At 65.5% G+C, this 12,606-nt stretch carries 10 protein-coding genes; 5 read left to right on the top strand and 5 right to left on the bottom strand.

The annotated features are described in order from the left end of the window. Window positions 1-5 precede the first annotated feature (5 nt). The 4 genes from NHH88_30295 to NHH88_30280 form a co-directional block, all read right to left on the bottom strand. The gene (locus NHH88_30295) at window positions 6-1,004 is read right to left on the bottom strand and encodes a response regulator (protein ID USX13888.1); all 999 of its coding nucleotides are present in this window, start codon (window positions 1,002-1,004) and stop codon (window positions 6-8) included. Continuing rightward, window positions 1,001-3,634 carry an ATP-binding protein gene (locus tag NHH88_30290; protein USX13887.1) on the bottom strand — a complete coding sequence of 878 codons (2,634 nt, stop codon included), beginning with the start codon at window positions 3,632-3,634 and terminating at the stop codon, window positions 1,001-1,003. The genes NHH88_30295 and NHH88_30290 overlap by 4 nt, the downstream gene beginning before the upstream one ends. A 97-nt stretch (window positions 3,635-3,731) precedes the next feature. Further along, complete coding sequence (locus NHH88_30285; GenBank protein ID USX13886.1) at window positions 3,732-4,721, bottom strand: alpha/beta hydrolase; 990 nt, start codon at window positions 4,719-4,721, stop codon at window positions 3,732-3,734. A gap of 32 nt (window positions 4,722-4,753) precedes the next feature. Then, a complete protein-coding gene (locus NHH88_30280) occupies window positions 4,754-5,464 on the bottom strand; it encodes a dienelactone hydrolase family protein (protein ID USX13885.1) in 711 nt (236 codons plus the stop codon). A gap of 292 nt (window positions 5,465-5,756) precedes the next feature. Between NHH88_30280 and NHH88_30275 the strand changes: the two genes are divergently transcribed. From NHH88_30275 to NHH88_30265, 3 genes are read left to right on the top strand one after another with little or no spacing between them, the layout of a single operon-like run. Then, window positions 5,757-6,989 (top strand): efflux RND transporter periplasmic adaptor subunit, encoded by a 1,233-nt coding sequence (locus NHH88_30275; GenBank protein ID USX13884.1) that lies wholly within the window; start codon window positions 5,757-5,759, stop codon window positions 6,987-6,989. Beyond that, on the top strand, window positions 6,989-7,795 hold the full coding sequence (locus tag NHH88_30270) for an ABC transporter ATP-binding protein (protein ID USX13883.1): 807 nt from the start codon (window positions 6,989-6,991) through the stop codon (window positions 7,793-7,795). The genes NHH88_30275 and NHH88_30270 overlap by 1 nt, the downstream gene beginning before the upstream one ends. Further along, window positions 7,792-9,015 carry an ABC transporter permease gene (locus NHH88_30265; GenBank protein ID USX13882.1) on the top strand — a complete coding sequence of 408 codons (1,224 nt, stop codon included), beginning with the start codon at window positions 7,792-7,794 and terminating at the stop codon, window positions 9,013-9,015. Before NHH88_30270 ends, NHH88_30265 begins: the two co-directional genes overlap by 4 nt. 14 nt (window positions 9,016-9,029) lie before the next feature. Here NHH88_30265 and NHH88_30260 read toward each other — a convergent pair whose 3' ends face one another. Beyond that, complete coding sequence (locus tag NHH88_30260; GenBank protein ID USX13881.1) at window positions 9,030-9,476, bottom strand: hypothetical protein; 447 nt, start codon at window positions 9,474-9,476, stop codon at window positions 9,030-9,032. A 103-nt stretch (window positions 9,477-9,579) separates the two neighbouring features. Here NHH88_30260 and NHH88_30255 point away from each other — a divergent pair, with 103 nt between their 5' ends. Both NHH88_30255 and NHH88_30250 read left to right on the top strand, forming a co-directional pair. Beyond that, the gene (locus tag NHH88_30255; protein ID USX13880.1) at window positions 9,580-10,914 is read left to right on the top strand and encodes a BNR repeat-containing protein; all 1,335 of its coding nucleotides are present in this window, start codon (window positions 9,580-9,582) and stop codon (window positions 10,912-10,914) included. Between the two features lie 122 nt (window positions 10,915-11,036). Continuing rightward, window positions 11,037-12,593: a carboxypeptidase gene (locus tag NHH88_30250; GenBank protein ID USX13879.1), complete on the top strand. Its 1,557-nt coding sequence runs from the start codon at window positions 11,037-11,039 to the stop codon at window positions 12,591-12,593. The last annotated feature ends 13 nt before the right edge of the window (window positions 12,594-12,606 follow it).

The raw sequence follows: 12,606 nt of genomic DNA, 5'->3' as shown, positions 1-12,606 counted from the left end.
CCTACTCAATGCTCTGCCCAGCGCTCCTTGACCTCAAGGAGCGCGGGCATCTGTTTCAGGAACAGGTCGACCAGCTCCGGCTGGAAATGCTTGCCGCGCTGCTGCAGCAAATGCTCGGCCGCCTTCTCCACCGGCCAGGCCTCCTTGTAGGGCCGCGCCGACGTCAGCGCATCGAACACGTCGGCGATGGCGACGATGCGTCCCACCAGCGGAATCTGTTCGCCGGCCAGGCCGTTCGGATAGCCGCTGCCATCCCATTTTTCGTGGTGCGTCACCGCCAGCTGGTGCGCCATCGCCAGCATGCCGTGCGCGTGCTGGCCGATGATCTCGCCGCCGATCGCGGCGTGCGATTGCATGATCTTCCATTCGTCCGCGTCCAGCGGCCCCGGTTTGCGCAGGATGCTGTCGGGGATGCCGATCTTGCCGACATCGTGCATCGGCGCCGCGTGCAGCAGGTCGTCCGCCTCGGCCTCGCCCATGCCCAGCGCCAGGCCGAGGATGCGCGAATAGTGGCTCATGCGGATCACGTGGCGGCCGGTCTCGTTGTCCTTGTATTCGGCGGCCAGGCCGAGGCGCTGGACGATCTCCAGGCGCGTGCGTTTGAGTTCGTCCACGCGCACCAGCGACAAGTGGGTGCGCACGCGCGCGCGCACGATCGCCGGGTTGACCGGTTTGGTGATGTAGTCGACGGCGCCGGCGTCGAAGCCGATGACTTCATCCTCGCCTTCGGTCAGCGCGGTGACGAAGATGACCGGGATGTCGGCGGTGGCGCCGTCGGCCTTGAGCGCGCGGCAGACGTCGTAGCCCGTCATCCCCGGCATCATCACGTCCAGCAGGATCAGCTGCGGCAGCTCCTGGCGCGCCAGCTCCAGCGCGCGCGCGCCGTCCTTGGCGTACAGCAGGCGGTATTGGTCTTGCAGGATGTGGCGCAGCAGCTGCAGGTTGTTCGGTTCGTCGTCGACCGCGAGGATCAACGGCATGTTTGGTTGGTGCGTCGTTATCATTGGTTTTCCTCCTCGGCCAGGCTCTCCAGCATGGCTTCCAGTGTCGCGTGCGCGAGCGGTAAGTCAAATTCATTCAAGGCGTTTTCGATGTCGGCCATTTGCCGCGTCAGCGCGGCCGGCGCGCCGGCGCCGCCGACGCCCGCCGCCAGCGCCGCCAGCGCGGCGTCGTTCAATTCCCCGCGTTTGAGCGCCGGCAGCAGCAGGCAGGCCTTGGCGCGCACCAGGGCGGCGTCGTAGCCGGCCGGCGGCATTCCGGCCGGCGGCGGCGGCCGGAATGCCGCCGGCACATCGGCGCCGGCATCCTCGCCGGCATGTCGACCGGTCTGGTCGCCGGCCGCCTCCAGCGGCAGCCTGACGTGGAAGGTTGCGCCCCGGCCCGGCGTGCTCTCGGCCCAGATCCGGCCACCCATCAAGGTGACCAGCTGGCGGCTGATGGTGGTGCCCAGTCCCGTGCCGCCGAAGCGCCGCGTCATCGAGGCGTCGGCCTGGGTGAACTGGTCGAAGATCGCTTGCAGCCGTTGCGGCGCGATGCCGATGCCGGTGTCCCGCACCTCGATGCACAGGCAACCTGCTTCGCGCCGCGCGCGCAGAGTGACGGTGCCGGCCTCGGTGAACTTGATGGCGTTGTCGACCAGGTTGCCGATGACCTGGCGCATGCGCAGCTGGTCGCCGTGCAGCCATGCCGGCAGCGCCGGGTCGTAATCGACCTCGATGCGCAAGCCCTTGTTGCGGGCGTTGCCGCCGAAGGTGGACGCCAGTTCGTCGATCAGCTCCGCCAGGTTGTAGTCGGCATTTTCCAGTTCCACCGCGCCTTTGTCCAGCTTTGCCGTGTCGAGCACCCCGTTGAGCAGGCGTAGCAGCGAGCGGCCGGCCTTGTGCACGGTGCCCAGCTGGTGGCGCTGGCTGGCATCGAGATCGGTGTCGAGCAGCACCTTGGTGAAGCCGAGGATGGCGTTGAGCGGCGTGCGGATCTCGTGACTCATGTTGGCGACGAAGCTGGCGCGCGCAGCCGCCGCCTGTTCGGCGATCTCCTTGGCCTCGCGCAGTTCCTGCTCCATCTGATGGCGTTCGGTGATGTCGAGGATCACGCCGTCGATCCAGACGATCTCCGGCCGCTCCTCGTCGCGCGTGACGGCGCCGTTTTCCCATACCCAGCGGGTGCCGCCGTCGGCGTGGACGACACGGTATTCAATCTTGTAGGGCGTTAGCGCGGCGATGCTGTGGGCGATTTCCGCTGCCACGCCGGCGCGATCCTCGGGCATGATCAGGGAGCTGAGTTTGCGGGTGCGCCCGGCGCCGGTGAAATCGCTGGCCGGGTGGCCGGTCAGGCGTTCGATGCCGTCGCTGATAAACAGCGGCGGCGCGTCGAACTCCATGCTGCTGCGGAAGGAGATGCCGGGGATGTTGCCGACCAGGGAGCGCAATTGCTGCTCGCTGTCGCGCAAGGCCTGCATGATGGCGCGCCGCTCGCTGATGTCGGTGATGAACAGCACGAACAGATCGCGGTCGGCCAGCGCCGCGTGGCCGATCGCCAGGCGCACCGGCACGATGGCGCCGTCCTTGCGCACCCCCAGCACCTCGCGGCCCTTGGCCGGTAGCATCGAACTGTCCTCGCCCAGGTACTTGAGCAGGCCTTCGCGTTCGGCGCGTTCCTGGTCGGCCATCAGCAGGCGGATATCGCGGCCGACGATCTGTTCGCGCGTCCAGCCGAAGATGCGCTCGGCCGAGGTATTGAATTCGTGGATGGTGCCGGCGCGGTCGATGGTGATGACGCCGTCGATGGTGGTGGTGAGCAGCGCGCGCATCCAGCTCTCGCTTTCGCTTTTCTGGCGGAACAGTTCACGGTAGCGCAGCAGGCCGTTGGCCGACATGATGAAAATGGTGATGGCGACCGTGATCAGGCCGGTCGCCAGCGCCAGGTAGGTGCCGCGTTGTTCCGGCACGGCGCCCGGGGGAAGCTGGCCGACGAAGCGCGCGGCCGCCATGCCGGTGTAGTGCATGCCGGCGATGGCGCAGCCCATCACGCTGGCGCTGATCAATCCCAGCACGTGGCGGTGCAGCCGGCCGCGCAGGTTGCGCAGGCCGAAACGGATCCACAGCGCCAGCGTGGACAGCACCACGGCCACGACGATCGACAGCGCGAACATCGCCGGATCGTAGCGCAGGGCGAGATCCATTTGCATCGCCGCCATGCCGGTGTAGTGCATGGCGCCGATGCCCGCGCCCACCAGCAGGCCGCCGGTCAACAGGGTGGCGGTGGTCAGCTTGCTGCGGCTGATGATCGCCAGCGCGACGCAGGAGGCGCCAAGGCTGGGCAGCACCGACAGCAGGGTGGTGCCGGGATCGTAATCGACCACGGTGCACAGGTTAAAGGCCAGCATGCCGATGAAGTGCATGGCCCACACGCCGCAGCCCAGCGCCAGGCTGCCGCTGGCGAGCATGATGGTGCGCAGGGCGCGCCCCCGGCTGGTGCTGGCGTGCGCCAGGCCCACCACCTGCAAGGCCATCCATGATGAAAAAATGGCAACCAGGACGGAGAGCGTGACCAGCATGGGGGAGTATGTGCCGTAGTTGATCAGCGATGGATCGTCCGGCGGCGAGAACAGTTGCTGTAGTAAGTGGGTATTCATGTGATATCGGGTGCTGCCTGGGCCTGCGGAAGGGCGACCATATCACATAAAAAACCGCCCGAAGGCGGTTTTTGGGGAACTGTTGTTGCGCGTCCTGTCAGGACTTGGCGAAGGCCAGGAAGTCGGCGTTGAACTTTTCTTTGTGGGTGTCGGTCAGGCCGTGCGGCGCGCCCGGATAGGTGATCAACTTGGCATGTTTGACGATCTTGGCGGCGGCGCGGGCGGCGGCGTCGATCGGCACCACCTGGTCGTCCTCGCCGGCGATGATCAGGGTCGGCTTGTCGAAGTTTTTCAGGTCGTCGCGGAAGTCGGTCTGGGCGAACGCCGCGATCGAATCGTAGGTGTTCTTATGGCCGGCCTGCATGCCCTGGCTGTAGAAGGCGTTGATCAGGCCCTGCGACGGCTTGGCGCCGGGGCGGTTGTAGCCGTAGAACGGGCCGGAGGCGAAGTCCAGGTACAACTGGCCGCGATTGGCCTCGGACGCGGCGCGGATGCCGTCGAACACCGACAGCGGCAGGCCGCCCGGATTGGTGTCGGTCTTGAGCATCAGCGGCGTGACGGCGGAAATCAGCGCCAGCTTGGCGACGCGCTTGGTGCCGTGGCGGCCGACGTAGCGCGCCACCTCGCCGCCGCCGGTGGAGAAGCCGGCCAGAATGATGTTGTTCAGGTTGAGCGCCTCGATCAGTTGCGCCAGGTCGTCGGCGTAGTGGTCCATGTCGTTGCCGTCCCATGGCTGGCTCGAACGGCCGTGGCCACGGCGGTCGTGGCTGACCACGCGGAAGCCGTTGTTCGCCAGGTGGAAGGCGGCCGATTCCCAGCTGTCCGCGTTGAGCGGCCAGCCGTGGCTGAGGATCACCGGTTGGCCGTTGCGCGGGCCCCAATCCTTGTAATAGATCTCGACGCCGTCGCGGGTGGTGATGGTGCTGGCGGTCTTCTGGATCTTGCCGCCCGTGGTCGCGGCCTGGCTGTCGGTGCTGACGGCGGCCAGCGGCAGCGCGGTGGCGACTGCGGCGGCGGCGGCGAACGCGCCGCCGACCATGGCGGAGCGACGGGATGGATTGACTTGATGGTTATCGTTGTTGGACATGGTTTTTCCTTATTGGTCGATGGGATTTAAAATCAGTTCAGGTGCTGTTTGAAGAAGGCGTCGGTGCGGCCGTTGGCCAAGGTCGCGGCGTTGGCGTCGTAGTGGTCGCCGCCCGGGCGGGCGAAGGCGTGGTTGCAGCCCGGGTAGGTGTGCATCTCGATGTTGGCGTTGTCCTTGAGGGCGGCGTTGATGACCGCCTGCGCGTCCTTGCCGATGTATTCGTCGTCGCCGGCCAGGTGGTAGAGCAGCGGGCGTTTGACGTTGACGCCTTCGGCGGCGTAGTTTTCGGTGGCGCCGCCGTAGTAGGCGACGAAGGCGTCGGCGTCGGCGCGGGCGGCGGTGAGGAAGGTCATCAGCCCGCCGAGGCAGTAACCGGTCACGCCGACCTTGCCGGAGGCGCCGGTCATGGCGCGGGCTGCCGCCACGGTGGCGGCGATGTCACCGACGCCGGCGCCGAAGTCATAGGCGCTGTACAGCGCGAAGCCGCGCTCCCAGTCGCCGGGGTTGGCCTCGGACATGTCCAGGCCCGGCGCGGCGCGCCAGAACAGGTCGGGGCCGACGGCGATGTAGCCCTTGGCGGCGTAGTCGTCGCAGATGCTGCGGATGCCGGCGTTGACGCCGAAGATCTCCTGCAAAACCACGATGACCGGCGCGCTGTCGCTGTTGGACGGCCGCGCGACGTAGCACTGGAAGCTGCCGTCGGCAACCGTGACGGTGAGGGATTCTTTGAGGGATGCGTTCATGTTTTTGCTCCGTGGGGTGAGGCGTTCGCGGGCCGTTGTGGCCTGACAATGGAGTGCATGGTAGGGCTGATTTTGGCCGCTGGGAACGGCCATTCCTGCAAAGTTGGATTGCAAAATTGCATATCCCGACATCGGGGTGCGGGGGGCCACCCCCTAAGTGATACGCGTCTCCATCCCCGTTTTGAGGGACGGCGATTCAAAGCGCCGGATTGCGTTTTTTGCAAAACTGCTCAATACTTGCCGGGTTGATCCGCATATGGCCGGATCTCCACTATGAGACAGATAAAAAACGATGGCCTTTTTCACCAAGAAAAAGATCGCGCTGGCGGTTGGCGTGATCGTGATCGGCGGCGCCGCGCTGGCGTTCTATTCCAAAAGCCAGACCCCCGTGGTGGAGCCGCCACGGTTCCGCGTCGCGGCCGTCGATACCGGCACCATCACGCAGACGGTGACTGCCACCGGCACCATCAATCCGGTCGCCCTGATCAACATCGGTTCGCAGGTCTCGGGCACGGTCAATGTGCTGAAGGCGGACTTCAACGACCGCGTGAAAAAGGGCCAGATCCTGCTGACGCTCGACCCGACCATCTTCAACGCGCAGATCCGCCAGGGCGAGGCGCAACTGGCGTCGGCGCGCGCCTCGCTGCGGCTGGCGCAGGCCACGCACCAGCGCAACCAGACGCTCGTGACGCAAAGCTTCATCTCGCCGTTGGCGCTGGACCAGTCCAAGCGCGAGGTCGACGTGGCGCAGGCGAATATCCAATTGACGCAGGCGCAGCTGGCGCGCGCGCAGGCGGACCTGAACAACAGCGTGATCCGCTCGCCGATCGACGGGGTGATCATCAAGCGCACCGTGGACCTGGGGCAGACGGTGGCGGCGTCGTTCACCACGCCGACCCTGTTCCAGATCGCGCAGGACCTGACCAAGATGCAGATCGACACCAGCGTCTCGGAGGCGGACGTCGGCGCGCTGAAGGAGGGACAGCAGGCGCGCTTCGTCGTCGACGCCTATCCCGACCGGGAATTCGAGGCGCGCATGCGGCAATTCCGCCTGGCCGCCAACGTGGTGCAGAACGTCGTCACCTACAACGTGGTGCTCGACGTCGACAACCAGGACGAACTGCTCAAGCCGGGCATGACGGCGCAGGTGCGTCTGCTGGTGGGCAACCGCGAGAATGTGCTGCGCATCCCGACCGCCGCGCTGCGCTTCCGCCTCAGCGACGAGGAGCTTGAGCGGCAGGCCAAGTCGGCCAAGGGCAAGGGCGCAGGGGCCGGCGCCGGCGCCGACGCCGACACCGCGCTGGACGCGCCGCCGCCGGAAGACGATGCCGCCTTCCGCACCAAGGCCGACCTCACGCGCACCTTCAAGATCTACACGCTCGACGCCAAAAATCAGCCGCAGCCGATGGACGTCAAGATCGGCCTGTCGAACTTCCGCTACACCGAGGTGGTGGGCGGCGCCTTGAAGAAGGGTGACAAGGTCGTCACCCGCGCGATCGTCGAGAACAAGGACGGTGTGCGTTGATGACGCCGCAATCCGATGGCGGGGTGGCCAATGCCCTGATCGACATACGCGGCGTCACCAAGAGCTACTTCTCGGGCGGCGTCGAGACCAAGGTGCTGTTCGGGATCGACCTGGCGGTGCCGCGCGGCGACTTCCTGGCGGTGATGGGGCAGTCCGGCTCCGGCAAGTCGACCTTGATGAACATCTTCGGCTGCCTGGACCAGGCCACCGGCGGCAGCTACTTGCTCAACGGCGTCGACACGCTGACCTTGTCGCGCGCGGAACTGGCCACCATCCGCAACCGCACCATCGGCTTTGTGTTCCAGAGTTTTAACCTGATCAAGCGCATGAGCGTGGCGGAGAACGTTGCGCTGCCATTGATCTACGCCGGCGTCTCGCGCGCGAAGGCGCACGCCAAGGCGCTGGTGGAGCTGGAGCGCGTGGGATTGAGGGAGTACGCCAAGCGCACGCCGAACCAGCTGTCCGGCGGCCAGCAGCAGCGCGTGGCGATCGCCCGCGCGCTGGTCGGCGATCCGCCGCTGATCCTGGCCGACGAACCGACCGGCAATCTCGATACGCAGACCAGCGAGGAGATCATGCGCTCGTTCCAGCAATTGAACGCGGAGCGCGGCATCACCATCCTGCTGGTCACGCACGAACCGGACATCGCCGCCTACAGCAAGCGGCTGATGCGCCTCAAGGACGGCCATGTGCTGTACGACGGCCCGGCCGCCGAAGGCCTGCGCGAGATGGCGCTGAGCCAGGAGGCGGCCCTCGGCCATCCACCTCACCCACCCGTCGCGACGACCAGCGTGGCGGCGCCATGAATCCTTTACAGATCACGATAGAGGCGTTCCGCTCGATGCTGGCGAACCGCCTGCGCACCCTGCTGACGATGCTGGGCATTATCATCGGCATCGCCTCGGTGGTGCTGCTGCTGGCCGTCGGCGACAGCATGAAACGCTTCATTGGCAAGCAGCTGGAGCAGCTGGGCACCAACATGCTGTTCATCTCCCCCGGCGGCGATCGCGCGCAGCAGCAACGCCTGCGCAACGGCGCCGCCCCGGCCCTGACGATGCTCGACGCGGCGGCGCTGAACCGGCTGCCGTCGCTGGCCGGCGCCGCGCCGACGCTGCAGGGCGGCTTCAATCTGGCGGTCGGCAATGAGAGCGCGTCGAAGACGGTGCATGGCGTGACGCCGGACATGTTCAAGATCCGTGGCTGGAAGATCGACAAGGGCAGCGCCTTCAGCGACGCCGACGTGCGCTCGGCCGCGCGCATGGTGGTCATCGGCCGCAAGATCGCCGACCAGTTCTTCTACAAGATCGACCCGCTGGGCAAATACATCCGTATCGAGAACGTCTCGTTCCAGGTGGTGGGGGTGCTGTACGGCGAAGGCAAGCAGGTCGACGGCGGCGATTTGAGCGACTACGTGCTGGTGCCGATCACCGCCGCCGCCGCCAACCTGGTGAAGATGCCCTTCCCCGGCAACGTGCATTACGTGGTCGCGCAGGGCAAGTCCGGCGGCAACCTGCAGGACGCCATCCAGGACATCAACGAAACGCTGCGCGACCGTCACCGCATCAAGTTCGAGCAGCCGGACGACTTCCGCATCGATAACCTGGCCTCGTTCGCCGAAACGGCCAAGACCATCAGCGCCGGCTTGGCCGCGCTGCTTGGGCTGATCGGCGCGATCTCGCTGATCGTTGGCGGCATCGGCATCATGAACATCATGCTGGTGTCGGTGACCGAGCGCACCCGCGAGATCGGCATCCGCATGGCGATCGGCGCCAAGCCGCGCGACGTGCTGCTGCAGTTCCTGACGGAGGCGGTGGTCATCTGCCTGGTGGGCGGAGTGTTCGGGATACTGCTGGCCACGGCGGCGGCGGCCGGGATCACCGCGACCGGCAAGTTCGACGTGTTCATCACCTTGCAGGCGGTGGTGGTGGCGTGCGGCTTTTCCAGCCTGGTGGGTGTGTTCTTCGGATTCTATCCGGCGCGGCGGGCGTCGAAGCTGCTGCCGGTCGATTGCCTGCGCTACGAGTGAAGAAGCTGTCGAATTTAGTAGTCGAACTTCTTGCTGCGCGTGGCGCTCTTGAAGAACGACACCGGGTCGCGGTCCTCTTCCAGCTTCTTGCGCCGCTCCCGCGCCTCGAGCGCCTGCTGCGCGCGCCGCTCGTTGTACTCGGCGATGCGCTGCTGCACCTGAAAACCCTTTTTGCTATTTTCCAGCAGCCCCAGTTTTTGCCGCATCGCGGCCGCCCAGATGAGGAAAATGATCAGCAGGGAGAGCAGATAGACCGCTTGCCAGATGCCATAATTCTGGCTGATGAAGGGAAACAGCGGCGCCGCGTGCTCCAGCCAGCCCTGGCCCAATAACCCGAGCACGGCGGCGCACGCGCCCAGCGCCACGGTCTTGGTGATCAACCAGCGGCTGGCTTTGATGCGTTGCTCCCAGAATTCCAAAGGAGCGTCGTGCGGGGCGGTGTCGAGGATATCGGTTGTCATGGCGGCATTTTTTGGGCGCGGGTGGAGCGAGGGATATTATATGGCATATTTTCCCAAAGGAAACTAAAGTTGCATTTGATATGTGTCAAGAAGGACGACTGAGATGAAGAACAACTTGTTGTCGGCGGCCCTGGTGGCCGTATGCGTCGCCGCCGCGTCATCGTGGGCGACAGCGGCAGACTCCGCCAAGGCGCCGACGGAATCGGTCGTCGGCCCAGGCTGGGCCAACAATTCGGTCAACGCCGTGGTGTTCCGCAAGAATTCGCTCGTCTCGGACCAGCACACGCAATATGTCGGCTACTACGACGCCGAGCGCTATCTGGTACTGGGCAAGCGCAAGCTGGGCACGTCCCGCTGGACCACGCACCGCACGCCGTATCGGGGCAATGCCGCCGACGCCCACAACGCCATCAGCCTTATGCTCGACGGCGCCGGCTACCTGCACGTGTCCTGGGACCACCACAACAACGCGCTGCGCTACGCGCGCGGCGTGACGCCGGGATCGCTGGAACTGGGCGCCAAGCTGGCCATGGTCGGCGCCGACGAGGAATCGGTGTCGTATCCCGAGTTCTACCGTCTGCCGGACGGCAATCTGCTGTTTTTCTACCGATTGGGCGGTTCCGGCCGGGGCGACCTGGTCATCAACCGCTACGACGCGAAGACGCAGCGCTGGTCGCGGCTGCACACCAACCTGATCACCGGCGAAGGCAAGCGCAACGCGTACTGGCAAGCCTTCCTCGACCACATGGGCACCTTGCACCTGTCGTGGGTGTGGCGCGAATCGCCGGACGTGGCCAGCAACCACGACCTGGCCTACGCGCGCTCGCGCGACGGCGGCATGACCTGGGAGAAATCGGACGGCCAGCCCTACACCTTGCCGATCAGTGCCGGCAGCGCCGAGTACGCGCTGCGCATCCCGCAAAACAGCGAGCTGATCAACCAGACCTCGATGGCGGCCGACCGCGACGGCAACCCCTACATCGCCAGCTACTGGCGCGACGCCGGTTCGACGGTTCCGCAGTACCACGTGGTGTTCCACACCGGCGCCGGCTGGACGGCGCGTTCGCTCGATTTCCGCAAGACGGCGTTTTCGCTGAGCGGGCAGGGCACCAAGCGCATCCCGATCGCGCGCCCGCAAATCATGGTCGATGCCGGCCCCGGCACGGGCACGCCGGGCGGCTTGCTGGTGTTCCGCGACGAGGAGCGCGGCAGCAAGGTGTCGGTCGTCAGCATCAGCGATTTCGTCGGCGGCAAGTGGCGGGTGGACGATCTGACCACCACCTCGGTGGGCGCGTGGGAGCCGAGTTTCGACACCGAGTTGTGGCGGCGCAACGGCGTGCTCAGCCTGTTCGTGCAGGACGTGCAGCAGGTCGACGGCGAGGGACAGGCGGCGGTGCCGCCCCGGCCGGTGCGCGTGCTGGACTGGCGGCCGCGCTAAAGCCGCGTTGAAACCACGTTGGAAACAATATGTGACAAATCGGTACCGCCGGTAGCACGTATTTTGTTGTCGAGTGGTATTTGATTGGACTACCATTGATTCTTTAACGTCAAGAGTAGCCCATGAAATCCAAGCTTGCCCTCATGCTGCTGGCCGTCAGCGCGGCCGTCTGCGCCCAGGACCACGAGTCAGACAAAGCCGACAAAGTCGACAAAGCACCGTCGGCGCCGGGCAAGGAGCGCGCGGCCGATCTGCTGGCCAACGAGCGCGTCATCAAGGCCGATTCGCGTGTGAGCAAAACCGCGACCGTGACCATCAAAGGCAAGGCGGTGCCGTACAAGGTCACGGCGGGCACGCAGCCGGTGTGGGACAAGGACGGCAAGGTCAGCGCGACCTTGTTCTACACCTACTACCAGCGCACCGACGTCGCCGACAAGAGCAGGCGTCCGCTGGTGCTGTCGTTTAATGGCGGTCCGGGATCGGCGTCGGTGTGGATGCACGTCGCCTACACCGGCCCCAAGGTGCTGAACCTCGACGCCGAAGGCTATCCCACCCAACCCTACGGCGTGCGCGACAACCCGCACTCGATACTCGACGTCGCCGACATCATCTTCATCGATCCGGTCAACACCGGCTTCTCGCGCGTATTGGACGGCAAGGGCGACCGCGCTCGCTTCTTCGGCGTTAACGCCGACATCGCGTACCTGGCCGAATGGGTCAGCACCTTCGTCTCGCGCGAAGGCCGCTGGACGTCGCCGAAATACCTGATCGGCGAGAGCTACGGCACCTCGCGCGTGGCCGGCCTGGCGCTGGAATTGCAGAACGCCCAGTGGATGTATTTGAACGGCGTGGTGCTGGTGTCGCCGACGGAACTGGGCCTCAAGCGCGACGGCATTGTCGCCGACGCGCTGGCGCTGCCGTACTTCGCCGCCACCGCGTGGTATCAAAAGGTGCTGCCGGCCGACTTGCAGGCGCGCGACCTGAAGGATTTGCTGCCGGAAGTCGAAGCCTTCACCGTCGACGAACTGCTGCCGGCGACCGCGCGCGGCGGCTTTATCGATCCGCAGAAGAAGGCGCAGATCGCCGCCAAGTTCGCGCGCTACTCCGGTTTGTCGGAAACCTATGTGCTGCAGAATAACCTGTCGGTGCCGGTGGATAGTTTCTGGAAGGAGTTGCTGCGCAAGCAGGGCAAGACCGTCGGCCGCCTCGACTCGCGCTACCTCGGCATCGACAAGACCGATTCGGGCGACAAGGTCGATTACAACGCCGAACTGACGTCGTGGCTGCACTCGTTCACGCCGGCCATCAACCAGTATCTGCGGGTGGACCTGGGCTACAAGACCGACATCAAGTACAACCTGTTCGGCGACGTCCATCCGTGGGATTTCAAGAACGAGAAGACCGGCGAGAACCTGCGCCTGGCGATGGCCGCCAACCCCTACCTGAAGGTGATGATCCAGTCAGGCTACTACGACGGCGCCTGCACCTACTTCGACGCCAAGTACACGATGTGGCAGCTGGACCCGAGCGGCAAGATGAAGGACCGCCTGCGTTTTGAAGGCTACCGCAGCGGGCACATGATGTATTTGCGGTCGGAAGACCTGGCAAGCGCCAACGAGGATCTGCGCGACTTCATCCGACAGGCGACACCGGCGCCCAACGCGCCGGCCAAGTACTAACCGGGTTCCCGGT

The organism is Oxalobacteraceae bacterium OTU3CAMAD1 (assembly GCA_024123915.1).
Classification (GTDB): Bacteria; Pseudomonadota; Gammaproteobacteria; order Burkholderiales; family Burkholderiaceae_D; genus Rugamonas.
The sequence above is the reverse complement of the archived record's forward strand: the minus strand, read 5'-3'. Positions and strand labels throughout refer to the sequence as shown.